General features: G+C 64.9%; 22 protein-coding genes and 1 tRNA gene. 14 read left to right on the top strand and 9 right to left on the bottom strand.

The genetic code is table 11. From position 1 onward, the window contains the following. Positions 1-38 precede the first annotated feature (38 nt). Positions 39-692: a CAP domain-containing protein gene (locus J2X44_RS11020; protein WP_310083750.1), complete on the bottom strand. Its 654-nt coding sequence runs from the start codon at positions 690-692 to the stop codon at positions 39-41. A 134-nt stretch (positions 693-826) separates the two neighbouring features. On the opposite strand from J2X44_RS11020, the gene ychF reads away from it, so the two are divergent. Together ychF and J2X44_RS11030 are read left to right on the top strand one after the other, a co-directional pair. After that, positions 827-1,924: a redox-regulated ATPase YchF gene (ychF, locus tag J2X44_RS11025; RefSeq protein WP_310083753.1), complete on the top strand. Its 1,098-nt coding sequence runs from the start codon at positions 827-829 to the stop codon at positions 1,922-1,924. Between the two features lie 91 nt (positions 1,925-2,015). Further along, positions 2,016-3,581, top strand: a complete 1,566-nt coding sequence (locus J2X44_RS11030; protein WP_310083757.1) for an alkaline phosphatase D family protein — start codon at positions 2,016-2,018, stop codon at positions 3,579-3,581. Here J2X44_RS11030 and J2X44_RS11035 read toward each other — a convergent pair. Next, positions 3,578-4,375, bottom strand: a complete 798-nt coding sequence (locus J2X44_RS11035) for a DUF1206 domain-containing protein (protein ID WP_310083759.1) — start codon at positions 4,373-4,375, stop codon at positions 3,578-3,580. The genes J2X44_RS11030 and J2X44_RS11035 overlap by 4 nt on opposite strands. A gap of 63 nt (positions 4,376-4,438) precedes the next feature. Next, complete coding sequence (gene mutL / locus J2X44_RS11040) at positions 4,439-6,271, bottom strand: DNA mismatch repair endonuclease MutL (protein WP_310083761.1); 1,833 nt, start codon at positions 6,269-6,271, stop codon at positions 4,439-4,441. Between the two features lie 184 nt (positions 6,272-6,455). Here mutL and J2X44_RS11045 point away from each other — a divergent pair, with 184 nt between their 5' ends. The 7 genes from J2X44_RS11045 (at position 6,456) to J2X44_RS11075 (ending at position 13,311) form a co-directional block, all read left to right on the top strand. Then, positions 6,456-7,502, top strand: coding sequence for a rod shape-determining protein (locus J2X44_RS11045; protein WP_310083763.1), 1,047 nt, complete (start codon positions 6,456-6,458; stop codon positions 7,500-7,502). Positions 7,503-7,522: 20 nt separating this feature from the next. Beyond that, entirely contained in the window at positions 7,523-8,428 is a 906-nt protein-coding gene (gene mreC, locus J2X44_RS11050; protein ID WP_310083766.1) for a rod shape-determining protein MreC, read from the top strand. Next, complete coding sequence (locus J2X44_RS11055) at positions 8,425-8,949, top strand: rod shape-determining protein MreD (RefSeq protein ID WP_310083768.1); 525 nt, start codon at positions 8,425-8,427, stop codon at positions 8,947-8,949. Before mreC ends, J2X44_RS11055 begins: the two co-directional genes overlap by 4 nt. 20 nt (positions 8,950-8,969) lie before the next feature. Then, complete coding sequence (gene mrdA, locus J2X44_RS11060; protein ID WP_310083769.1) at positions 8,970-10,877, top strand: penicillin-binding protein 2; 1,908 nt, start codon at positions 8,970-8,972, stop codon at positions 10,875-10,877. Continuing rightward, positions 10,874-11,980: a rod shape-determining protein RodA gene (rodA, locus tag J2X44_RS11065; protein WP_310083771.1), complete on the top strand. Its 1,107-nt coding sequence runs from the start codon at positions 10,874-10,876 to the stop codon at positions 11,978-11,980. The genes mrdA and rodA overlap by 4 nt, the downstream gene beginning before the upstream one ends. A gap of 112 nt (positions 11,981-12,092) precedes the next feature. Beyond that, positions 12,093-12,168 (top strand) — tRNA-Lys (locus J2X44_RS11070). Between the two features lie 216 nt (positions 12,169-12,384). Next, entirely contained in the window at positions 12,385-13,311 is a 927-nt protein-coding gene (locus J2X44_RS11075) for a lipid kinase (protein ID WP_310083774.1), read from the top strand. A gap of 34 nt (positions 13,312-13,345) precedes the next feature. On the opposite strand, the gene J2X44_RS11080 is transcribed toward J2X44_RS11075, so the two are convergent. From J2X44_RS11080 to J2X44_RS11105, 6 genes are all read right to left on the bottom strand, one after another. After that, positions 13,346-14,101 carry a protein phosphatase 2C domain-containing protein gene (locus tag J2X44_RS11080; RefSeq protein WP_310083776.1) on the bottom strand — a complete coding sequence of 252 codons (756 nt, stop codon included), beginning with the start codon at positions 14,099-14,101 and terminating at the stop codon, positions 13,346-13,348. Continuing rightward, on the bottom strand, positions 14,098-15,138 hold the full coding sequence (locus J2X44_RS11085; protein WP_310083778.1) for a type VI secretion system-associated FHA domain protein: 1,041 nt from the start codon (positions 15,136-15,138) through the stop codon (positions 14,098-14,100). The genes J2X44_RS11080 and J2X44_RS11085 overlap by 4 nt, the downstream gene beginning before the upstream one ends. A gap of 20 nt (positions 15,139-15,158) precedes the next feature. After that, on the bottom strand, positions 15,159-16,853 hold the full coding sequence (locus J2X44_RS11090) for a protein kinase domain-containing protein (RefSeq protein WP_310083781.1): 1,695 nt from the start codon (positions 16,851-16,853) through the stop codon (positions 15,159-15,161). A 52-nt stretch (positions 16,854-16,905) separates the two neighbouring features. Then, entirely contained in the window at positions 16,906-17,646 is a 741-nt protein-coding gene (locus tag J2X44_RS11095) for a LysM peptidoglycan-binding domain-containing protein (protein WP_310083783.1), read from the bottom strand. Continuing rightward, positions 17,643-19,202, bottom strand: coding sequence for an EAL domain-containing protein (locus J2X44_RS11100; protein ID WP_310083786.1), 1,560 nt, complete (start codon positions 19,200-19,202; stop codon positions 17,643-17,645). Before J2X44_RS11100 ends, J2X44_RS11095 begins: the two co-directional genes overlap by 4 nt. A 548-nt stretch (positions 19,203-19,750) precedes the next feature. After that, a complete protein-coding gene (locus tag J2X44_RS11105) occupies positions 19,751-19,915 on the bottom strand; it encodes a hypothetical protein (protein ID WP_310083790.1) in 165 nt (54 codons plus the stop codon). 110 nt (positions 19,916-20,025) lie between these two features. On the opposite strand from J2X44_RS11105, the gene J2X44_RS11110 reads away from it, so the two are divergent. The 5 genes from J2X44_RS11110 (at position 20,026) to J2X44_RS11130 (ending at position 24,954) form a co-directional block, all read left to right on the top strand. Beyond that, on the top strand, positions 20,026-20,226 hold the full coding sequence (locus J2X44_RS11110; protein WP_310083792.1) for a hypothetical protein: 201 nt from the start codon (positions 20,026-20,028) through the stop codon (positions 20,224-20,226). A 153-nt stretch (positions 20,227-20,379) separates the two neighbouring features. After that, positions 20,380-20,916: an RNA polymerase sigma factor gene (locus J2X44_RS11115; protein ID WP_310083794.1), complete on the top strand. Its 537-nt coding sequence runs from the start codon at positions 20,380-20,382 to the stop codon at positions 20,914-20,916. 110 nt (positions 20,917-21,026) lie between these two features. After that, positions 21,027-22,802, top strand: a complete 1,776-nt coding sequence (locus tag J2X44_RS11120) for a VWA domain-containing protein (RefSeq protein ID WP_310083797.1) — start codon at positions 21,027-21,029, stop codon at positions 22,800-22,802. A gap of 186 nt (positions 22,803-22,988) precedes the next feature. Further along, complete coding sequence (locus tag J2X44_RS11125) at positions 22,989-24,056, top strand: tetratricopeptide repeat protein (RefSeq protein WP_310083800.1); 1,068 nt, start codon at positions 22,989-22,991, stop codon at positions 24,054-24,056. 235 nt (positions 24,057-24,291) lie between these two features. Then, the gene (locus J2X44_RS11130) at positions 24,292-24,954 is read left to right on the top strand and encodes a hypothetical protein (protein WP_310087012.1); all 663 of its coding nucleotides are present in this window, start codon (positions 24,292-24,294) and stop codon (positions 24,952-24,954) included. Positions 24,955-24,993: the final 39 nt, after the last annotated feature.

Consider the following 24,993-nt stretch of genomic DNA (forward strand, 5'->3'; position numbering starts at 1 on the left):
CGCGCCCGCCTGTCCTTTCGGGACAGGCGGGCGGTTCGTCAGGGCGCGCGTTTCGGCGGCGGCGGTGGCGAGCCATCGGAGGTTTGCGACATCAGCATCACGCACATCGTGCGGTGCACTCGGTGCGTGCCGCAGGCGACACCGGCATAGCGGTGGGTCGGACGCAGCAGGCTGTGCCGGTGGCCGCGGTCGGGGACGCCATCGTCGATCAGCAATTGCTGGACCACCCCTGCCGGGCTGTGGTGGCCATATGTGATGACTTCGTTGACATAGGGGCCGCCGCCGCGCGCTTTCATCCGCTCGCCGGGGCCGCGCCCGCGGGTGTAGTGGCCGACAGCGCCCGACCGTGACTGAGCCGCGACATGGTCGGCCGCCGCATTCGCCAGCATCGCGCTTTGCTGCAACCGCGCCAGCGGCTTTTCGCGGCGCAGGTCACGGATCGCTTCATCGACCGCGGCGACACCCTCGTTGGTCATGATGTCGATCTCGCTGTCGTCGTCGGCGAGCAACAATCGGCCATCGAAGCGGTCGCGATAATCGCGCAGGACGTCGGTATAGCCCGCAGGATCGCTGCGAAAGCGGTTGAGTTCGGCGAGCACCCCGGCTTCGAAGCGGCTCGGCGCAGCACTGGCGGCAACCGCGCCAAGGCCCAGCACCAGCGCGGCGGCGGTCCATCGGGAGAATGTCATCATGGTGCCCGCGATAAAGCCGCAAGGCTGAACCTGTCGCAACGATATTCGGCAAATACGGCAAACGCTGGCGTCGCGGTCGACTTGGCGCTAGGGGCGCAGCAAGCCCGGCCTCACGCCGGTCATACGGAGTTTTTATGGGTTTCAAATGCGGCATCGTCGGACTGCCCAACGTCGGCAAGTCCACCCTGTTCAACGCGCTGACCGAGACGGCAGCGGCGCAGGCGGCCAATTACCCCTTTTGCACGATCGAGCCGAACATCGGCAATGTCGCGGTCCCCGATGCGCGATTGGAAAAACTGGCCGCGATCGCGAGCAGCAAAAAGATCATCGCGACGCAGCTTGCCTTTGTCGACATCGCGGGCCTCGTGCGCGGCGCGTCGAAGGGCGAAGGACTGGGCAACCAGTTCCTGGGCAATATTCGCGAAGTCGATGCGATCGTCCACGTCCTGCGCTGTTTCGAAGATGACGACATTCAGCATGTCGAAAACAAGGTCGATCCGGTCGCCGATGCCGAGACGGTCGAAACCGAATTGCTGCTATCCGACCTCGAAAGCCTGGAGAAGCGCGTTCCCGCTTTCACCAAGAAGGCCGCGCAGGGCGACAAGGAAGCGAAAATCGCCGCTTCGGTGCTCGGCCAAGCGCTCGAATTGCTGCGCGAAGGCAAGCCCGCACGGTTGACCGACCCCAAGGACGACGAGGAAGCCCGCGTCCTGCGCACTGCGCAGCTGCTGACGTCAAAGCCCGTTCTTTATGTTTGCAATGTCGATGAGGGCAGCGCCGCGAACGGCAACGCCTTTTCGGAAAAAGTATTCGCCAAGGCGGCCGCCGAGGGCGCTCAGGCCGTCGTCGTCTCGGCCGCGATCGAAAGCGAGCTGGTAACGATGGATATGGCCGACCGGCTGGAGTTTCTCGAAGAAATGGGCCTCCACGAAACCGGCCTCGCGCGTGTCATCCGCGCCGGATACGAGCTGCTCCACCTGATCACCTTCTTCACCGTCGGCCCGCAGGAAGCGCGCGCGTGGACCGTGCACACGGGCGCCACGGCGCCTGAAGCCGCAGGCGAGATCCACAGCGATTTCCAGAAGGGCTTCATCCGCGCCGAAACCATCGCCTATGACGATTATGTCGCGCTGGGCGGCGAGGCGCGGGCGCGCGAGGCGGGCAAGCTGCGCGCCGAAGGGAAGGCTTATGTCGTGCACGACGGCGATGTGATGCACTTCCTGCACAGCTGATCCGCGCGTCGGCGGGTTCGGCTTCGGTCATTGATGTAACGCGCGGCTCCGCTATCGAGGAGAAGCGATTCGCGTCCCCGGGAGCCCAGCCATGTACAACCGCCGCCATTTTCTTGCCGGAGCGACCCTTGCCGGTCTCGCAGCGCCGGCGATTGTCCGGGCGCAGGGCATATTGCGCGATTTTCCGTTCAAGCTGGGCGTGGCGGCGGGCGATCCGGCGAGCGACGGTTTCGTCATCTGGACGCGGTTGGCGCCCGAACCGATGGAACGTCACGGCGGGATGCCGCTGGCCAATGTGCCGGTCGAATGGGAAGTCGCGAGCGACGGTGGGTTTCGCGATGTCGTCGCCAAGGGCACCGAGCTGGCACGCCCCGAGCTGGCCCACAGTGTCCATGTCGAAGTCGCGGGGCTGCTTCCCGATCGTCCCTATTATTACCGCTTTACCGCCGCGGGCGAGCGCAGCCTGCGCGGCCGCGCGCGCACCCTGCCCGCCCCCGGTGCCAAGGTCGATGCGCTGAAATTCGGGGTGGCCGGATGCCAGCATTTCGAGTCGGGATTTTACGGCGCCTATCGCCACATGGCGCGCGAAGACCTGGCCTTCGTTTATCATTATGGCGACTTCATTTACGAATATCAGCAGAATTATCTGTACGACAGCGGCTTGCCGATCCGCCCGGTGCGCCGATACGAACAACGCGCGTTGTTCGACGTCACCGATTTCCGCGCCGCTTATGCGCAAACCTTGCTAGACATCGACCAGCAGGCGGTGCGTTCGGTCCATGCGCATCTGTCGAGCTTCGACGATCATGAGATCATCAACGATTGGGTGTCCGACATCGACAATTGGTCGATCGACCTGCCCGGGAACGATCCCGACGCGCCGTCGCCCGAGGTTTTCATGCTGAAAAAGCAGGCGGCGATGCAGGCGTGGTACGAGCATATGCCGGTGCGCAAGGCGCTATTGCCGCGCGGCGGCATGGTCGCGATGAACCGCGAGTTCCGCTATGGCGACCTGATGGCGATGCAGCTGCTCGACACGCGCCAGTACCGGGACGACCAGCCGTGCGGCGACGGCTTCAAACCCGCCTGCCCCGAAGTGTTCGCCAAGGACGCGCAGGTATTGGGCCGCGCGCAGGAAGACTGGCTGAACCGGAATCTGGCGAAAGGCGGCGCAACGTGGAACGCGCTGGCGCAGCAGGTGACGATGATGTCGCTCGACCGGCGGCGCAAGCCCGACGAGCCGAAGAAGATCGTAAATCTCGACAGCTGGGCGGGCTATGAAGCGCCGCGCGAGCGGATGTTGTCGCGGCTGGGCGGCCTCGACAATATCGTCGTGCTGACCGGCGACGAGCATCAGAATTTCTGCGGCGACCTGGTGCGACAAGACAAGGTCGTCGGTGCCGAATTTGTCGCAACCTCGATTTCGAGCGGTGGCGACGGCAGCGACAAGCGCAACGGCACCGACGAGTTCTTAAGGCTCAACCCCGAACTGAAATTCGCCAACGACCAGCGCGGCTATCTGGTGTGCGAAGTGGGCCGCGAGGCGTGGCAAACACATTTCATGGTCGTCGACAAGGTGACGACGCCCGTCAACACGCTGTCAAGGCGCGCGACCGCGGTGGTCGAGAACGGCGTTGCCGGGATCAAGATGGCTTAGCGGGCGGCGGCCTTGAGCCGCGCGACGACATCCTCGTCGCGAATACGGCGCCACTTCGCTTCGGCAAAGCTGTGGACACCGAACAGAAACAGCCCCGCGGCGACCAGAAGATAGAGTTCGGCATGTCCGGTCAGCGCCGACAGCGCATCGCCAAGTCCTTTGACCTCGCCCGCCGATCCGAACCAACCCGCACGGATCAGCGACACGCCGATGACCGTAAACACCACCGCGCGCGCGGCGAGCCCGGCACGGCCGACGGGGACGACCCACGCGGGCGCATCGGCGGCGACGCCCTGCATAAACTCGGTAGTCCAGGCCTTCATCGCCTGATGCGCGGCAGCGGCGAGAAAGCACAATCCGATGGCACCGAGCAGCGTGCCGCCCAGCGGCATGTCGAGCAGCATCCCGGCGGCCGCCTGTTCCTGTTCGCCGTTACCGGCCGCGGCCTGGCCCGAGGCGAGCCTGACGGCGGCCCAAGCCAGAATGAAATGCGCGATACCGCTCGCCGCATAGCCGATGCGGATCGCGATACCCTTGGCATCGTCGCCCTTGCCCTCGCTGTCGAGTGCGGCGCCATAGAGGCGATAGGCACCGTAAAGCGCGAGACCGATCGCCAGTAGAATGAGCAGATAGGGGCCGCCCGACATCTCCTTCACCGCGCGGAACACGCCTTGCGGGCTGGCGTCCGACGCGTTGGCGCTGGTCAGCGCAAAAAAGGCGAGCAGGCAATAAACGACGCCGCGCGCGCACCATCCCGCGCGAGCAAAGGTTTCGAGGCGGCGCAGTCGGTTCATCGGGTGGCTCCTAACGTAATGTCGTCAGGCAACGTCCCGGCGCAAGCGCAGTTCCGTGCGCGGCTATTTCCGGCCGAACAGCCGTTCGACATCGTCCATCGCCAGCTTGACCCATGTCGGGCGGCCATGGTTGCACTGGCCGCTGTGCGGGGTGACCTCCATCGTGCGGAGCAGCGCGTTCATTTCGGCGACGCTGAGGGTGCGGCCGGCGCGGACCGAGCCGTGGCAGGCCATGGTGGCGGCGACCAGTTCGAGCTTTTCGTTGAGCCCGAGCGCGGCGTCATAACCCGCCAGATCGTCGGCGATGTCGGTGACGAGTTTGCGGCAGTCGATCGCGCCGAGCATCGCCGGGGTCGCGCGGACCATCACCGCGGCGGGGCCGAAGCGTTCGAGCTCGACCCCGAGCGTCGCCAGCTGCACCGCCGCGGCTTCGAGGCGGTCGCACGCAGGTTCGTCGAGTTCGACGACTTCGGGGAGGAGCAGGCCTTGCGACGGGACCGCCTGCCCGCTCATCCCGCGGCGCAATTGTTCGAGCACGAGCCGCTCGTGCGCGGCGTGCTGGTCGACGATGACCAGCCCGTCCTCGGCCTCGGCGACGATATAGGTGCGCGCAATCTGGCCGCGCGCGATGCCCAGCGGATGCGCGTCGGCATGCGGAACCGGCGCCGTCGCCGCTTCGGCGCGGCCCATTGGCAACGTATCATGGGGAAGCGCATCGCGCGGCGGCGCGAAATCGACAACGCGGTCACGGAGCAGCGCGTGGGTGGCCGGATCAGTATCGGCGCCAAACAGATGCGTCGCCGGGGCGTGCGGATAGGGCAGATGTGCGGCAAACAGGGTCGGCGCGGGCGGGGCGACCGGTTCCTGCTGCCATGCCGCCAGCGCCGCCTCGGCGGGGCGCTGGACGCTGCGAAAGCCATGCTCGTCGAGCGCGCGGCGCAGCCCGCCGACGATCATGCCGCGGATCAGCTGCGGGTCGCGAAAACGCACCTCGGTCTTGGCCGGGTGGACGTTGACGTCAACCTCGCCGCCCGGGACGTCGAGGAACAGCGCAACGACGGGGTGACGGTCGCGCGCGAGCAGATCGGCATAGGCGCCGCGGAGCGCGCCGACCAGCAGCCGGTCCTTCACCGGGCGGCCATTGACGAACAGATATTGATGGTCGGCAATGCCGCGATTGTAGGTCGGCAGGCTGATGACGCCGCCGATTTGGATGCCGCCGCGATCGAGATCGACGCCGATGCTGTTCGCCGCCAGATCGCGCTGGGTCAGGGCTGCAACGCGGCTGAGCTGGTCCTGCCCGCCCTGCACGTCGAGCACGCGCCGCCCGTCGTGCTCGACGATGAAACCGACGTCGGGGCGCGCCATCGCGAGCCGTTTCACGACGTCGAGGCACGCGGCATATTCGCTGCGCGCGCTGCGCAGGAATTTAAGGCGCGCCGGGACACGCGCGAACAAATCCTCGACGACGACGCGGGTGCCCGGCGCCAACGCAGCCGGTCCCTCGGCGATCACGGCGCCGTTATCGACGACCCGCCGCCAGCCGTCACCGCCCGCGACCCGGCTCTCCAGCGTCAGCCGCGCTACGCTGGCAATCGACGGCAACGCCTCGCCGCGAAAACCCAGCGTGGTGACATCCTCAATCGCGTCGTCGGGCAGCTTTGACGTCGCATGGCGTTCAAGCGCGAGGGCCATGTCGGCGGCGGTCATGCCGCAGCCGTCATCCTCGACCTCGAGCCGCGCGATTCCGCCTTCACCGATTCGCACCGAAATGCGACTCGCCCCCGCATCAATGGCGTTTTCGACCAGTTCTTTCAGCGCCGCGGCGGGTCTTTCGACCACTTCACCGGCTGCGATCCGATTTACGAGGGTTTCAGGCAGGCGACGTATTGACATGGGGCGTGTCCTAGCGCAGTCGGACGCAAATCGCGACCCACCCGCACAGCCTTGATCATATGGTCCAGCCAGCCCCCCATAGCCGAGCCGGAATCTCTCCCTGATTGGTCCTGTCGCCGGCCGGGCGCGCGGGTTCACGACGACGGCACGGTCCCCCGGTGCCGATGACAGGGAAGCAGTATCGATGTCCTTCTTTTCTCGCTGGTTCAAATTCAACTCCCAAGACATGGCGATCGACCTCGGCACCGCCAACACGGTGGTTTATGTGCGTGGCAAGGGCATCGTCCTGAACGAACCTTCGGTCGTCGCGGTTGAAACGATCAACGGGATCAAGCGGGTGAAGGCGGTCGGCGACGACGCCAAGCTGATGATGGGCAAGACCCCCGACAGCATCGAGGCGATCCGCCCGCTGCGTGACGGCGTCATCGCCGACATCGATGTCGCGGAACAGATGATCAAGCATTTCATCACCAAAGTGCACGGCGGCAAGCCCAACGCGTTCCGCAGCCCCGAAATCGTAATCTGCGTTCCGTCGGGTTCGACTAGCGTCGAGCGCCGCGCAATCCGTGACGCCGCGTCGAACGCGGGCGCCAGCGAAGTGTGGCTGATCGAAGAGCCGATGGCCGCCGCGATCGGCGCCGACATGCCGGTGACCGAACCGATCGGGTCGATGGTCGTCGACATCGGCGGTGGCACGACCGAGGTTGCGGTGCTGTCGCTCCGCGGCCTGGCCTATACCACGTCGGTCCGCGCCGGCGGCGACAAGATGGACGAAGCGATCGTTTCCTATGTGCGCCGCCACCATAATCTGCTGATCGGCGAAGCCACCGCCGAGCGGATCAAGAAGGACTTCGGTATCGCGCGTATCCCCGCCGATGGCGTCGGGCTGACGATCCACATCAAGGGCCGCGACCTGGTCAATGGCGTACCCAAGGAAATTTCGATCAACCAGGCGCAGATCGCCGAGGCGCTGTCCGAACCGATCGGCACGATCGTCGAGGGTGTGCGTATCGCGCTGGAAAACACTGCCCCCGAACTCGCCGCCGACATCGTCGATCAGGGGATCGTCCTGACCGGCGGCGGCGCGCTGATCGCCGAGCTCGACGAACTGCTGCGTGATGCGACCGGCTTGCCGGTCACGGTGGCCGAAGACCCGCTGACCTGCGTCGCGATCGGCACCGGCCGCGCGATGGAGGATCCCGCCTTCCGCGGCGTGCTCCAACAAGCCTGATCGGACGGTAGCGCTTTACTATGGTCCGCCCGGCACATCGGCGTCCGGGGCAATCCCGCAAGGCCCAGTATAGCCTGTTCGTTGCCTATGTCATTGCGGTGACGGGCGCGGTCGCGGGGCTGTTGCTGGCGATCCTGTCGGTGGTTGATCCCGTCGGCTTTGCCCAGCTTCGCGTGGCAAGCCAGGAAATCACCGCGCCCGTTGCGCGCGTGTCGCGATCGGTGATCGGGTCGATTTCGGGCATCGACGACAGCGTTGGTGCCTATGTCAGCGCGGGGTCGCAGAACCGGCGGCTGCGCGGCGAATTGGCCGACACCCGCCGCGAACTGGTCGCCACCAGCTCGCTGCAGGAAGAGAACCGCCAGTTGAAAGCCCTGCTCAAGCTGCAGGAAACCGACAAGACGGCGCTTGCCAACGGCTATCTGCTCACGTCGACCTCAACCAGCAGCAAGCGCATCGCGCTGCTCAGTATCGGGCGCAATCTGGGCGTGACCGCAGGTCAGCCAGTCCGCGGCGCCGACGGGCTGATCGGCCGCATTCTCAGCAGCGGCCCGTCGGTGTCGCAAGTGCTGCTGCTGACCGACGTCGACAACATCGTCCCCGTCCGCCGCGCCCGCGATGGCCTGCCCGCGCTGGCCTATGGCCGCGGCAACGGCGATCTGGACATTCGCACCCTCAACATCGCCAACAATCCGTTCAAGCCCGGCGACATCCTGGTTACTTCGGGCACTGGCGGCCTCTATCCGCCGAACATCCCGGTCGCGATCGTCGTGCGGCGCCAGGACGACGGCGCCCTCGCCCGCCCCCTCGCCGACCCCGGCAAGGTCGATGCGGTATCGGTGCTGCGCCCCTACACCCCCGACAATATAGAGGCTCAAGCGGCCCCTGCCCCGCCGCCCGCAGCACCCGCAGGTGCCGCCCCATGAACAATCGCGCCGCGCCGCGTCTGGGCGAACCGGCCTCGCTGTGGCGTATGCGGATCGTGCCGGTGGCGACGGTGATGCTCGCCTCGGCGCTGCCGCTGATGCTGCCGCTGGTCGCCAATTCGCCGGTGCTGCCGCCGCTGGGGCTGCTGTTCTTTCTGTGCTGGCAATTGCTGCGCACCGAAATGTGGCCGGTGTGGATCGGCCTGCCGCTGGGATTATGGGACGATCTGTTCAGCGGTCAGCCGATCGGCACCGCGGTCGGGCTGTGGACGCTGGCCAGCATTGCGATCCATTATTCGTCGCAACGCATTTATTGGCGCGGTTTCCTGCACGACTGGGCGATCGCGGCCTTGCTGATTGCGATCATCCAGTCGCTGGCGGCGCTGATCGTCCATCCGGATGCGGCGACCGGGCGCGTGCTGGGGCTGGTGGTGCCGCAAATCATCATTTCGGCGCTGCTCGTCCCGCTGTTCATGCGGTTGACCGGCAAGTTTGACAATTTCCGCCTGAAGCGCCGATAACCCCGTTAGTCAGAAACCAGATGTCGCGCAAAAACCCGCCCATTACCGAAGCCTGGAGGGGACTCACCTTCACCCGCCGCGCGCTTGTCGTGGGCGGCGCGCAGGCCGCAGTGGGCGTCGCGCTGGCGGCCCGCATGGCCTATATCTCGGTCGTCGACAATGATCGTTATGTGCTGGAATCGGAAAGCAACCGGGTCAATCTGACGCTGGTGCCGCCGCGGCGCGGGTGGATCGTCGATCGCCATGGCAAGGCGCTGGCGAACAACCGCGTCAGCTTGCGCATCGACATCATTCCCGACCGCTTGCACAACAAGGAGCTGGTGCTGGGCCAATTGCGGACGTTGCTGCGGCTTGACGGTGATGCGATGGACCGGATCAACCGCGACCTGAAGGCAGCATCGGGGTTCCAACCGGTCGCGGTCGCCGAAGACATGACCGAGGCCGAATATGCGTCGATCCTGGTCCGCTTGCCCGAAATGCCCGGCATCGCTCCCCAGCGCGGCTTTGCGCGCAACTATCCCACCGGCGCTGCGGTCGGTCATCTGATCGGCTATGTCGGCGCCCCAAACGCCGAAGAATATCAAAAGGCCAAGGATCCGCTGTACATCACGCCCGGATACCGGATCGGCAAGGACGGGTTGGAGAAATATTTCCAGCCGATGCTGAAGGGCAAGCCCGGTGCACGGCGGGTCGAGGTTACCGCTGGCGGCCGCGTCGTGCGCGACCTCGATACCCAGCCCGACGTCCAGGGCAAGACCGTCCACCTGACCATCGACGCCGATTTGCAGGAATATGCGGCGCGGCGGATGGGCGGCGAGTCGGGCGCCGTCGTTGTCATCGATTGCCTGACCGGCGACATCCTGTCGTTCATCTCGATGCCCAGTTTCGATCCGAACAGCTTTTCGGACGGGATCAGCAACAGCGAATATAGCTGGCTGCGTGCCGACGATCACCAGCCGCTGATCAACAAGGCAACGCGCGGGCTGTATCCGCCCGGATCGACGCTGAAACCAATGGCGGCGATCGCGGCGGTCCAGCATGGCATCGATCCGGGCGAGCGGCACACCTGCATCGGCGGCTATCGGCTCGGCAACCGCTTCTTCCGCTGCCTGGGCACGCACGGCAGTGTCGATATGCCGACCGCGATCGAAAAAAGCTGCAACAGCTATTTCTACTGGCTCGCCCACCGGCTCGGCTATGACGCGATGGCGCCGACCGCCAAGCTGCTCGGGCTGGGCGAGGAATTCCAGCTCGCGGGTAGCAACCAGCGGTATGGCACCATCCCCGACAGCGCATGGAAGATGCGCCGCTATGACCAAAAATGGTCGGCATCGGATTCGTTGAACGCGGTGATCGGCCAAGGCTATGTCAGCGTCAATCCGCTGCAGCTGGCAGTAATGACAGCGCGGATCGCGTCGGGGCGGCGGCTGTACCCTCGCCTGATCAATCGCGAATTTCGCAACGAGCCGCTACCTTTCTCAGCCGAAGCCCTTGCCGTCGCGCGCGCCGGGATGGACCGCGTCGTCAACGGCGCCGGAACCGCGGTGCGTAGCCGCCTGCCGCTCGACGGCATCACGATGGGCGGCAAGACCGGCACCGCGCAGGTGCGCGGTCTGGCCTCGGGCTCACGCGGCCAGAGCGGCGCGTGGAAATATCGCGACCACGGGCTGTTCGTCTGCTTTGCGCCGGTTGAAAACCCGCGCTACGCCGCGTCGGTGGTGATCGAGCACGGCATGGGCGGCTCGCGCGCCGCGGCGCCGATCGCCAAGGATATCTTCACCTTCCTCTATGACCGCGAAAAAGCAATGGAGGCGCTCGAGACGTTCGAGGCCGGATGGGGTGGCAACATCAAGGAACGGATGGACCGCGACTATGCGGCGTGGAAATCGGGCGCGTCGAGCGATCCCAACCCGGAGCTGCCGCAATGATCGTCGTGCCGCCCGCCATCCAGCGCATCCCCTGGAAGCTGATCGCGCTGCTCAGCGCCATCACGGGCTTCGGCATCCTCGTGCTCTATTCGGCGGCGGGCGGAAGTTTCACGCCGTGGGCGATGCAGCAGACCATCCGCTTCCTCGTCTTCCTGACCGTGGCGATGATCCTGGGACGCTTCCCTATCCGCATTTTCGAGGATTTTTCGTACCTCGCCTACATCGGCGTGCTCATCCTGCTGATTGGGGTCGAACTGCTTGGTTTTGTTGGCGGGGGGAGCCAGCGCTGGCTGAACCTCGGCTTCATGAACCTACAGCCCTCCGAACTGATGAAGGTGACGATCGTTGTCGCGCTGGCCCGCTTCTACGCGCAATTGCCGCCAGGCAACACGCGCAGCTGGACCGCCTTGTGGCCCGCGCTCGTGATGATCGGCCTGCCCGCCGCGCTCGTCATGCTGCAACCCGACCTTGGCACCGCCCTGTCGATCTGCATCGGCGGGGTGGTGGTGATGTTTGCTGCCGGGTTGCCGTTCTGGTGGTTTGGCAGCACCGCGATCGCCGGCGCCGCGGCGCTGCCGGTGCTGTTCTCGTTCCTGCACGATTACCAGCAAAAGCGCGTGCTGATCTTTCTCGACCCCGAAAGCGATCCGCTCGGCGCCGGTTATCATATCAGCCAGTCAAAGATTGCGATCGGGTCGGGCGGGATTGGCGGCAAGGGGTTTCTCAACGGGTCGCAAAGCCACCTCGACTATCTGCCCGAGGGGCATACCGATTTCATCTTCGCCACCATGGCCGAGGAATGGGGGCTGATCGGCGGGCTGGGGCTGCTGTTTGCTTTCTTCCTGCTGCTGCGTTGGGGAACGCGCGTCGCGTTGAAAGCGCGCACCCGCTTTGGCCAACTCACCGCCGCGGGGCTGACCATGACGATCTTTTTCTACATCGCAATCAACCTGATGATGGTGATGGGGCTGGCGCCCGTCGTCGGCATCCCGCTACCGTTGTTTTCCTATGGCGGATCGTCGATGCTGACGATCATGACCTGCGTCGGCATCATTTTGGCGATTGAAAACGACAGCAAAACAGGGACGCGCCGCCTCCATTGAGAAAAATCTTCGCGCCAGCCATTGCCATCCCCGCAACACCATGATAGCGGGCCGCTCGCTTCGCAGCAAAGAGGATAACTCGCCGCCGCAAAGCGCGCCGCAACCCGGCAGTGGACGCATAGCTCAGTTGGTAGAGCAGCTGACTCTTAATCAGCGGGTCCTAGGTTCGAGCCCTAGTGCGTCCACCATTTCTTTCCCCAAAATTTGACGGCAATTTTCCCCGCCGGGGAACATGTCATTGCGCTTTCGGTTTGACGGACGGCGATCCGCCGTGCTTGCTGACGATCACACCGCCGTGATTGTCCGGCCGGTCGCCGATCCCCGTTTCCGACGGTCTGGTTTCGGACGCGGATCGGTTATAGCAAGACATTCCTCGCCCTTTTTCCTGCGATTGGTCTTATTCTATGCCCTCGCCTTTCGGCAAACGTATCCTGCTCCTCCACAATGCCAAGGCGCGGCAGGGCGACGGCGCGTTGGCGCCGGTGCGCACCCGGCTCGAAGCCGGCGGCTTTGCGGTCACGGTCGAGCCGTTCGAAAATCTTCCGGAGATCGCACGGGACATCACCCGCTTGCATCAGGCGGCGGATGCGATTGTCGTATGCGGCGGCGACGGATCGATCTCGTCATCGGCGCCCGCGGTGATCGAAAGCGGTCTGCCGCTCGGCATCATTCCGGCGGGAACCGCCAACGACCTTGCGCGGACGCTGGCAATCCCGCTCGACTTCGCGGCGGCAGCCGACGTGATCGTGGCTGGCCACAAACGACAGATTGATGTCGGAACGGTCAATGGCCACGCCTTTTTCAATGTCGCGAGTATCGGCCTGAGCAGCGAATTGGCGCAGAACCTGGATCCCGACATCAAGAAGCGGTTCGGACGGCTTGGCTATGCCGTTGCAGCGCTCCGTATCCTGGCGGGCGCCCGGCGCTTTCGTGCGCGGATCGTCGAAAAGGGCAGCGGGACGCAGGTCAGGACATACCAGATCGCGATCGGCAACGGCCGCCTGTATGGCGGCGGGAATGTCATCGAAGAAACCGCCGCGATCGATGACGGCACGCTGGATCTTTACAGCCTGGAGATGCCGAACCTTTGGAAATCGGCCCTGATGGCGCGTGCCTTTCGTACCGGCACGCACGGGGCGTGGAAAGAAGTGCGGACCGCGCGTTGCGTGGAATTCGACATTGAAACGCGGCGTCCGATGCCGATCAACACCGATGGTGAAATCGTGACCGCAACGCCCGCTCATTTCCGCGTCCTGCCCGCCGCCGTTACAGTGTTTACGCCGCCCGGCGCCGGAGCCAGCGGCGGCGCTGTCCGCCTCTATCATCGCTGACGACCCGACGCGGCGGGTTGCGGTCGGTCGGCAATCAACCGCCGCTCGCGACGATCAGCACCAAGCTGGCGTTATCGCTGCCGTCATGGGCCAGAGCTTGATCAAGCACTGACTGCGCGAGCGCTTCCGCCGACGCGGCGCCGGGCGTTTGCAGGCGCAGGCTGCGCGAGACGCCATCAGAGCAAAGCATGATCGCGTCACCGGCGCCGAACGTCGTCACCAGCCGATCGATAACGACCTCCGCGTGCACGCCGAGCGCCCGCGTGATCACATTGGCTTTAGGATGACCCGCCGCCGCGGAGGCTGACAGCGCCCCCGCATCCACCATTTGCTGAACGACGCTGTGATCGCGGGTCAAAAGGTGCCATATGCCCGATCGCCGTTGGTAGGCGCGGCTGTCGCCCGCCCAGAAAATCTCCAGCGCCCCATCGGTCAGCAAGGCAGCGACGATGGTCGTTCCGCTGCGGCGTTCGGTATCGGGAAAGCGGTCGTATATCCGGGTGTTTGCACATTGCAGCGTCGCAAGAATATCGTCGCCGCACAAGTCCCGCCCGCTGCCCGCCAGATCCGCCAGCGCATCGACCGCAATCTGCGCCGCGACATCGCCCGACTGATGACCGCCCATCCCGTCCGCCACTGCCCACAGTCCGGCCGCGGGCAAATCGAGAACCCGATCCTCGTTCACAGCACGGACGTGACCGACGTGGGTGCGGGCGACCGATTGGAGGGTGCCTATGGCGCCATTGCTACTCACCGCATCGCCGCGGCCGAAGATGCGGAAAAAATTCATTCGCGATCATCCGTCGCGGCGGCGTCGGCGACGCCATAGGCCTGAACAAATGCCCGATCGAGCACTCCCGATTTTCTGCCTTCGATCTCTTCGAGCAGATCGGTATGGCGCCTTTCCAGCTCTTTGATCTGCGCTGCGGCCCGGTTCTGGAACAGCGACCGGCCGGGCGCATCGCCGCCAAGGCGATCGGGGTCAAAGCAGGCAATCGCCTGCTGCAAACTGCCGCGCAGCCCGGCGAAGGTGGCGACCAGATGCCGTTTGATGTCGCGAAACGACGATTGCAGCGCCGCCGGACCTGAAAGGAACCCGTGCGATCCGCCCAGAATCAGATCGATCGCAAGGCGCTGGGTCGGAGCCCATTTGAAGGGATTGTTGTCGGCGCTGCCGATGGTCGTTCGCGTCATCTGATACTGCGAGCGCGCGTGATCGCGCTCACTCATCAGATCCCCGACACCCAGCACCATCTGGCGATAGACGCCGCCGACACGGCGCATGATCTCAACCGGATCCTCGCGCGCCAGCAGCGAAGCATCAAGGCCGGCGCCTTCGCAAAATGCGTCGAGCAGCGAGCCGGTGGTGATCGCCGCCGCCGCGGGACGCACCGCGACGGCGGTTTCGATGCCGGTGCCGGTGTCGGTGTCGGTCCAGTCGCTGGGAACGTCGATCGAATTACCGAGTGGTGGCGTCAGCACCATGGTGCGCGTCTCCTGACCGGCAATGTCACCGTGCGGCGCTTCTGATATGACGATGCGAAAGTCGCCGAGCCGGATGGCGAACGGCAGCGCGACCGGGACGTCGGCCTGGTCGGGAAGGCGTTCGCCGGTAGCCGCGTTGAACACGCCATTGGCACCGAGCGGCCGCAAGATCAGTCCGTCCGGCGCCACGGAAAATTCGCAGTGGGTGCGCGACAAGGCGCAATTGGGATCGGGAATCGACCAATCCGCCTTGTTGTCGCGGCCGACCCGCAACACGCCTTCGCGCAGCAGCCGGGCATCGACCGGATGGATTTCGTCGCCGCGCTCGAAAAGTTGCAACATGAACATGGCTAAGATTTTCCTCAGGCGACCTGGCGTACGGGCGCCGAGGCGGCAGGCGGTTCGGCGATCCGGGTCGCGAGCAGCGAGGCGTCGTCGCTCGGTGCACCGCCCGCGAAATTTTCCTCAGCGACGCCGGCTGCGCGATTGAAGGCATCGAAAGCAGCCCCGAACTCGTCACCGCGTCGATGCGAAATACGCAGCGCGAAACGGGATTTTGCGGCCTCATCAAGCGCCTTGCGAAGCCGCGCGAGCGGACGCGTGACCGCAGCGCCGCTCAAATAGCCGACGACCATCACGGTGGCCATGACGACGAGCGACAGCATCACCAGCAGCCAACGCGTGTTGTTCGCCGCGGCGGCAAGGGCCTCGGTGCGGACGACGACATCGACCTTGCCATAGCTTGCCCCGGCATAGCGGATTGGCTGAACAATCCGCATCCCGGCATCCTGGTCGGCACCGACATAGCTGACGAGGGCGCCATTGGCCGCGCCAACGCGCGCTTCACCTTGCGGCGCGGCATATCGCGCCCCGACCCGGCGGCCGTCGGTGGCGGCGCGGATAATATTATCGCCGTCGACGACGGTCATGGCGCGAATTTCGCGGTCCTCGCCGGCGCTGGTGACAAAGGCCTGCAGCGCCCCCCAGTCCTGCTGATCGGCAGGCAGCCCGGCATTGTCGACGGCAACAACCCCGGCGTTGCTCGCGACAAACGCCGCGATTGTCCGGCCCGACGTGGCGGCCATTGCCTCGAACGCCCGATCTTCGCGCGTGCTGATCAACGCACCGCAGATTGCGAGCACCGCAAATGTGACCGTCGCCAGCAAGAGTGGCAGTTTGACGCGCAGCGACAGTCCCCGCCGGGGCGCCGCGGTGTCCTCGCGCGCACTCATTTCGCGCATGATCGCTTTGCGAACCGCGTCGCCATCGGCGAAGCGTTGTTCGGGCTTTTTCGACAATAGTTTGTCGATGACAAAGCGCAGCCCCGGCGGACAGTCGCTGGCCGACCGCTCGATCGGTTCAACCCGCTCTTGCGCGATCTGGATCGCCAGCGTCGCCAGGCCAATGCCCGGGAACGCCGCCTTGCCGGTCACCATTTCGTACAGCACGATGCCCAGCGAAAACAGGTCCGAGCGATGATCGACGGGAAGGCTGAGCGCCTGTTCGGGGCTCATGTAACGCGGCGTTCCGATCATCTGCCCGAACTGGGTCTGTGCCAGATGATCGTTGTCGCCGTCCGGATCGGGATCGTCGATGCGCGCGACGCCGAAATCGACCAGCTTCGCGGTGCGGCCGTCGTTGGTCAGCAGAATGTTCGACGGTTTGACGTCGCGGTGCACGACGCCCATCCCATGCGCGTAGGCGAGTGCGCCGGCGAGTTGCTGGCCGAGCACCAGCACGCGTTCGTACGGCATCCGGCCATTGGCCTGCAGCAACGTGTCGAGCGGCTGCCCTTCGATGAGTTCCATGGCGATATAGGCGATGCCATCTTCCTCACCGACCTCGTAAATCGTGGCGATATTGGGATGACTCAGCGCCCCCGCGGCGCGCGCTTCGCGCAGAAAGCGGATGTTGAGACCGGGGTTGCGCGCATATTCGGGCTTGAGCACCTTGATCGCCACTTTGCGGCCAATGCTCGGGTCGACGGCGCGATAGACGTCGGCCATCGCGCCTTCGCCCAAGCGGCCCTCGATACTGTAGCGTCCCAGCGATTTCATCCGATTGCACCCTGTTGATCACCCGTCATAACGGGCAAAGATTGAAACACCGCTAGCGGCGCGACCGGACGGTCGCCTCGATCCGTTCGGCGCGCGCCAGATCCGCTCTGATGACCGCATTGTCAGGATCGAGAGTCGAGGCACGCCGCAGCAACTGCACCGCGCGCGCCGCCGACCCTTTGTTGAGCGCGGCCAGACCCTGAGTCCGCAGCTGGCGCGCCGCCGCGGGGTTGGCGCGCGCAGCGGGCGGCGCCACGGCCTGTTTCGGCGGCTGCGCCCGCGTCGCGGGCAGCGCCGATTTCGGCGTCGGCGCAGGCGTCGCGGCACGCCGTGCCGGTGCCGGCTTGGCGCCGGGGATCCGTAATGTCTGTCCTGCTGCCAGCACTATTGGCTTTTCGATCCCGTTGTATCGGGCGAGCTGATAGGTCATCAGCCGGTTGCCCAGATACCGTTGCGCGATGCCTGCAAGCGTGTCGCCGGGCTGCACGACATAGTCAAAGGATTGCGGCCCGAGCAGTTCGACCGGATCGCGCGCGATCGAATCGCGGAGCAGAGCCAGCGACGCATTGTTGGGGTCGCGCTTCAGCCCGGCCTTGATCAGCTTGCGCGCTGACGACACGTCGCCCTGGTTCAGATATTCCGCAATCGTATCGATGCTCTGCGCGCTACTCGCTGGCCCTGACACGGCGCCCGGTTTGGGACCGCTTGCACATCCCGCGACAGCGAACATCGCCGTCAATATGATGCCATACCGGACATGTCGGCGCAGGCTGTTGTGAACGGCGGTCGTCATAATGTCATTCTCTCGATCTGGGGGACTGGATTGGCCGACCGGAGCAACGCCGCAAGGCCCGCCCGGTCGTTGATGAACGTCGCGAAATCCGCGGCCGACAGCGGACGCGAAAAATAATAGCCCTGGAAATGGCGGCAGCCGTGCCGGACCAACCAACCATATTCCTCGGCGGTTTCGACCCCCTCGGCGAGAACCCGGATGTCGAGCCCGCGGCCGAGCGCGAGGATACTCTGACAGATGGCCTGGCTTTGCGGACGCCGATGGACCTCGGTCACGAACTCGCGGTCGATCTTGATCTTGTCGAAGGTGAGTTGGCGCAGTGTGCTGAAGCTGGAATAGCCGGTACCGAAGTCATCGATCGCGATCATCACCCCCAGCGCCCGTATCTTGGCAAACAGACGCGCGAGTCCGGCATCGTCGGTGCTCGCCACCCCCTCCGTCAGCTCGATCTCAAGGCACTCCGGATCGAGCGAATGATTGTGCAGTGTCCGGCTCAGAAACGCGGCGAAATTCGGATTGTGAAGCTGGTTGGCCGAAATATTGACAGCGATCCGGAGCGGCCCGAATTGCCCGCCCTCCCATTCGCTTGCCTGCCGCGCCGCGGCGTTGAGAACCCACAGCCCGACCTCTTCCGCCAGACCCGAGGCCTCGACGATCGGAATGAACAGCGACGGCGGCACGTTCCCACGCTCGGGATGATTCCAGCGGATCAACGCTTCGGCGCCGGTGACACATTGCCAGCTCGCGTCGATCAGCGGCTGAAAGAACAACTGAAATTCGTTGCGCCCGATCGCGCCGCGCAAATCCTGTTCCATTGCATAGCGGTGCTGGATCTGCGCGATCGCCTGGACACTATGTTCGTGCGTTTCAGGCACATCCTGGAGCGCGAAGGACGCCAGCGTTCGCGTCAGCAGCTGCTGCGGCGTTATGCCGTCCACCAGGGCCGCACAGCGCGTTGCAATGCTGGGCAATATCTCTCGCTGCCCGATGATCACCCGGCCGCCAAGGGCATAGGCGATGGCATCAATCTCTGATCGCGCCAGCGACGGATCGATGGTCTTGCCGTACCAGATTGCGAAATGCCCCTGATCGACATGCGCTATCAAGCGTTCGGGCGGTACCATTCGAACAATGCGCCCGACGATTTCCAAAAGCACCCGTTCGGCGAGCGCAGGATCAAATCCGGCCAGCCGCTCGAAGTCGTCGAGGGCAAAGGTGCCGAGCACGCCCGAGCCATCGCGTTGCATTTGGTCGAGCAGCGGCTCGCGCGTCGGCAAACCGCTGACGCCATGGCGTTCGATCAACCGGCGCTCAATGGTCGCGAGTGCGATTTCCAGACCTTTGGCATTTTCCGCCAGCCTGTCGGCGATCACGATTTTCTGGCTTTCGCCGGAAATCATTTCCAGCCGCTGCGACAGGCGCCAGAGTTTCCAGTCATGCCGCCAGGCCGAACCGGCCCAGCCGCACCCGACGGCGCCAGCGATCAGCGCGAAAGTCGCGAGATCGTCCGCACCGACATGCACGAGGCACGCGCCCGCGACAAATACCGACGCCAACGCCAAGCGGCGCAAAAGGATCGCGCCCGAAGTTGCCCCTGTTTGGACCATAACCGCCATTTGGGCTGGCAGATGATACCAAGTCCTTAAATTCCTGTCCAGAAATGGAGCAGAGTGGCTCAACTCGTCGCATTTCAAGCGTTCGATCCAGACCGGGCCGCGGCGCCGGAAAATGGATCGTTCCGGTCCCCCGAAATCCGCGCTGAGGCGGTGCGGTGAGGACGTCGGAGTGGCGAAACCAGTAAACCCACCGGCAGCGGCCACGCCGAGGTTTGACGGATCGCAAGCCCCCGGCCTAGCGCTGTCGGCGTTTCGCTGTCATGTGCGATGCTGGCGCGGTCGGCCGAGCCATTCCTTGTCCCGAGGCGAAATGCGAACCAGGCTCAGCATCTGCAAAAGGAAGCGGTCGTACCCAACGGCGGCGGACGCGATTGCCGTCGCCCGGGACGCGGCAGCGGAGCTGCGATCTTATCGCTGCGACCGCTGCCGCCTGTTTCATTTGACCAGCCGAACAAAAGGCAAGCCTGTGCTTTGGCGCGGTGAACGCCCTACCCGAGCGTCTTGAACGCCAGTTCGGGGAAATCTTCGGCGGCCGACTGGTCCAGCGCGTCGTCATAAAGATTGGCACCGCCGAAATAGATCAGCACTCGCGCGCCCTTGTCGTCGCGATTGGCGCCCATCATCCATGAAATGACCTTGTCCTCTTGCGCCATCAGGGTCTGGCCGTGGATGTTGGCGGTCGCGGCGGTCCATTCGCGTTCGGCTTCCTCGCGCGGTTCAAAAGCGCATGTAGTTCTGCGTTTCTTCGCGGCCCGGATAGCGTTTGGTCCACGACCATTGCTGCAACAGCTCGGGCGAGGAGGATCTGGTGGCGATGTTCGAGCGCGGTAAATTCGACCTCGTCGCGCTGGGCCGGGTGCTGCTTGCCGATCCCAACTGGCTGGACAAGGTCGAGCAGCGCCGGATCGACAGCCTGACGCCGTATGACCGCACGACGGCGCTCCAACAATATGAACATCACTGACACTTCGGCAGTGCACCAATATGCGATGGTCTTCGTCAACCGGTTGAGGCACAACTGCAGCGATGGCGCGATGCGGGGGATCAGTTTGGCCTGTGAGGCGCTTGCCGTCCACCGGTAGCGCTGATCACTGCCCGGTGCCCATGGCGCTACCGCATGGCTGAGGCCGACGATGCCTCGATCATAAAGGCGGCAGTGGCGGGGAATCGCGACGCCTTCGCTGCATTGCTCCGGCGCCACTACGACCGCATCCACGGTCTCGCCTGGCATTTGACGGGGTCACGCGCCGACGCCGACGACATTGCGCAGGACGTCTGCTGCATCCTTGCCGAAAGGCTAAGCAATTTCCGCGGCGACGCCAAATTCACGACCTGGCTGTGCGCTATCGTCTATAACGCCTGCCGCGATTTCCGGCGGCGGCGCTCGGCCTTTGCGCGCTTTACCGGCAAGCTGGGCGTGATGGCCGGTCTTGCCAAAGGACCGGACGGCCGCGATCTTTATGACGCGATCTGGATCGAGAGTGCCATCGCCCGGTTGAAACCCGAACTTCGCGACACCGCGATCCTGGTTGCCGCGCAGCAACTGACGCATGGCGAGGCGGCGCAGATTTTGGGGATCGCCGAAACGACGGTGTCGTGGCGGATGCACGAGATCCGGCGCCAACTCGCGCCCAAAGGCGGTCTGGACGCCTGACCCCACATCTTGCCGCAATTTTTTTCGCACGGCTGCCAAGGATTTCCGGCGCCGACACATCTCAGGCACATGCGGGCAATTTTGCACCGCTGTTGCCAGGGAGGCACTCCATGTCCCGCTTTCATCTGATGCTCACCGCAGGCCTGTCTATCTCGCTCGTCACCGCCTGCTCGCCGTCGAACGATATTGCCTCGCCCGCATCGGCCCCGTCGCCCGATATTGTCACCACCGCCGAAGCCCCCGCGGTCGAGCAGGATTCGGGGGCTATCGTCGTGACCGGACGCCGCGCGAGCGACGCGGTGTACGACACGCCGGTCGCCATATCGGTCGTTTCGTCTGAAAATCTCTCCGCCGCACCGCCCCCGGCCGCGCGGCACGTGATGGTGACGGGCAACTCGCTGTATGCGCCGCCGCGCGGCGATGTGACGACACCCTATTACCAGGACGTCGGGCGCGACAAATTTACGGCGGCCGAGCAGAATATCTTCAAGATCGCGCGCGACGAACCCGTGTCGACCTTTTCGATCGATGTCGACACCGCGTCCTATTCCTTCGTTCGCGCTTCGCTGAACCAGAATGTCCTGCCCCAGCCCGCCGCGGTGCGGACCGAGGAACTGGTGAATTATTTTCCCTATGACTATGCCCCAGCGCAAAGCGCCCAGCGACCCTTCAGCACCAATGTTGCGGTGTTTCCAAGCCCTTGGACCAAAGGCCGCAAACTCGTCCGCGTCGGGATCAAAGGCTATGCGATCGAGCGTGCAACACGGCCCCGCGCCAATCTGGTTTTCCTGATCGATACGTCGGGTTCGATGAACCACCCGGCCAAGCTGCCGCTGGTCAAACAGTCGCTGGCGATGCTGCTCGAACAACTCGACGCCAATGACCGGGTATCGATCGTTACCTATGCGGGTGGTGCTGGTACCGCGCTGGAGCCGACCCCGGCGGGTCAGAAGAGCAAAATCCTGGCCGCGCTCGACCAGCTTGGCGCGGGCGGCAGCACCGCGGGCGCCGAAGGGATCCGCCAGGCCTATGCCCTCGCCGAACGCAATCTGGATCCACGCGGCGTCAACCGGGTCATTCTGGCGACCGACGGCGATTTCAACGTCGGCATCACCGACCGGAACGAGCTCAAGGGCTATATCGAGCGCGAGCGCGGCAAGGGTATTTTCCTCTCGGTCCTCGGCTTTGGCATGGGCAATTACAACGACGCGTTGATGCAGACCCTGGCCCAGAACGGTAATGGCGCCGCAGCCTATATCGATACCATCGGCGAAGCACGCAAAACGCTGGTTGACGAAGCGACCTCGACGCTGTTCCCGATCGCCAAGGATGTGAAAATCCAGGTCGAATTCAACCCCGCCACCGTCGCCGAATATCGGCTGGTGGGTTATGAAACGCGGATGCTGAAGCGTGAGGATTTCGACAATGACAAGATCGACGCCGGCGATGTCGGGTCGGGCCAGACGGTCACCGCGATCTATGAAATCGTGCCCGTCGGCGGGCCGCGTGCCAACGGCGACCTGCGCTATTCCCAGCCCGCCCCGCGGATCGCGGCGGCGGGGCAAGCCGGGGAATATGGCTTTGTCAAAATCCGCTACAAATTGCCCAAATCGGCGACCAGCCAACTGATCGCGACGCCGATCAACCGCATGGTCGAATTCGCGCGTTTCGAGGATGCGCCGCAGGACGCGCGCTTCGCCGCCGGGGTCGCATCTTTTGCCGAGTTGCTGCGCGGCGGCCGCTATAACGGATCGATGACCTATGACGACGTGCTGCACATTGTCGGCGGCGCGCGGGGCCGTGACGATTATGGCTATCGCATGGAATTGGTCAATCTGGTCCGCGCCGCAAAATCAGCCGGCGCATTGGCACGACTGGAGCGGTGAGGGCGGCGGCTTTGCTGCCAACGTCAGGATGCAGCGGCGATCGGGTACCGGCGCCGCTGTATCGACCGCCGCTCATTTCTGCGTATAAGACCCGATAATGCCGACGCCCCTGCCCCTCATTCCAGGCCTCCCCCTCGGCGTCGCTCGGCGCCATCGGGAAAGCCGGGCGGCTGACCGGAAACGCCGATGATGCGCGACGACGATGTCAGGGCGGTCTTGCCAGAAGCGCCGCCGCCCGCGCCGAAGCGCCGTGAAGCTGCGATTGCAGAAGCCCTCGCGCGCTTCGACGGAATGCCCGCCGCAGGACGTGACCCCGTCCGGCCACCGGCGCCGTGGTGGACCACGCTCCGCCGTCCGCAGGCGGGGCTGTTCGCCGCCGCCGCGCTGGTGGCCGCGATCAGCCTGCCGTTCGCGTGGCAATCGCCGATTTCACCGGTTCCTGTGGCGGAGGAGCGGATCGCATCCGGCGCGAACGATGATGCGGCGCGCGTCAAAATAGTCGCCGCGGCGCCGCCGGTGGCGATGCGGGCGGTGACGCCGCCTTTGGCGACGCCGGACACCTCCGACATCGCTCTACCGCCGCCCCGGTCGGACGACAGCGTGGCGGCGGCCAAGCCGATGCCGCCCCGCCAGGCTGCCCCCGCCGCACCCCCGCGCGTGATGGACACGCAAGATGCCGCGGCCATCGTGGTTCAGGGACGCGCTTCGCCGCAAGCCGTGCAGGAATCCCCGGTCGCGGTGTCGGTGGTGTCGTCCGAACAATATTCCAGCCCAAGCGAAGGGTCGATCGTCGTCACCGGCGCGCGCATCGCGCCCAGCCAGCCCGTGCGGCGCGGCGACTGGAACGCCTGCACGGTCAACGACCCGAACCGCGCCTTGTCGCAGTGCCGCAAGCTCGCCGACAGGGCGGCAAAAGCCGTGCGGAGCCAGGCCGACATCCATCTTTCCGAAGGCCTGAGACAGGCGTGGAGTGGTGATCTGGACAAGGCTATCGCAGCGTTCGACGCGGCGCTTGCCATCGCGCCCGACCTTTCCGCCGCCTATCTCAATCGCGGCATTACCCATGACCGGCAAGGCGACAGCGCGGCCGCAATAGCCGATCTCGACCGTGCCATAAGATTGGCGCCGAAATCGGCGCGCGCCTATTACAACCGCGCCGTCTTGCTGCGAAAATATGGCGATGCGAAACGCGCGAGCGCCGATGAACAACAGGCCATCAATCTGGACCCGAGGTATCAGGCGGTCCTGCGCTAGGCTTGCAAATTGCGTCGCAGCGTCTGGGCCGGGCACCCGCCCTTGTCAAAGATGTGGCGCGCCACTATCCCCCGCAAACACCGCTTCGGCTCGTGCCAGCGGACGCCGCCACCAAAGATTGCTTCCGCTGAACCCTGTTCCAGCCCCCCTCCCCGTCGAAGCGCTCAATATCGGGGCAGGACGACGCGCGCTTGCCATCGGCCTGGCGGTTCTAATCCCGGCGATCTTGCTGCTCATGCTGCTCTCATTTGGTGTGGAAGCCCCGAGCGAAGACAGCCAGACGCGCATCACCGTGGTCAACCTGGAGGCCAGCGAGATTGCCGATGAGGCGCCCGCACCAGGCAGCCCAGAGCCCCAACGGACCGAAAACCAACCTGCGCCGCCGCAGCCCGCCCCCGACGAACCGCTGCCACCCGTGCCCGCCAAACCGCTGCCCCCGCCGCCCGCCACACCGATCATCACCACGCCAGCCGAACGCCCGCCGCCGCCCGCGGCGCCCCGTATCCCGGCCCGCCCGCCCGGTGGACAGGTGTATGGGCCGCCGAACACGGGCGGCTCGTCGTCGTCATCGCGCGACAGCGAGCGGGTGGGCACCGCACCGAACGGCGAACCGCTCTATGCCGCGGCGTGGTATCGCGAACCGCGCGATGACGAGTTGCGCGGCTATTTGTCCACCGCCAGCGGACCCGGATGGGGACTGATCGCGTGCCGCACGGCGCCCGATTATCGGGTCGAGGACTGCGTTGCACTGGATGAATATCCGAACGGATCGCAGATCAATCGCGCCGTCCTCGCCGCAGCATGGGCGTTCCAGGTGCGGCCGCCGCGCCTCGGCGGACGGCCACTGGTGGGCGCGTGGGTCAGGATCAGGATCGATTATGGCGTCCGGCGGCGTTAGGGGAGTCGGCAAGGATCGAAGCGCGCGGCGCTTTGCAGG

Source organism: Sphingopyxis sp. BE259, assembly GCF_031457495.1.
In the GTDB taxonomy this organism is placed as follows: domain Bacteria; phylum Pseudomonadota; class Alphaproteobacteria; order Sphingomonadales; family Sphingomonadaceae; genus Sphingopyxis.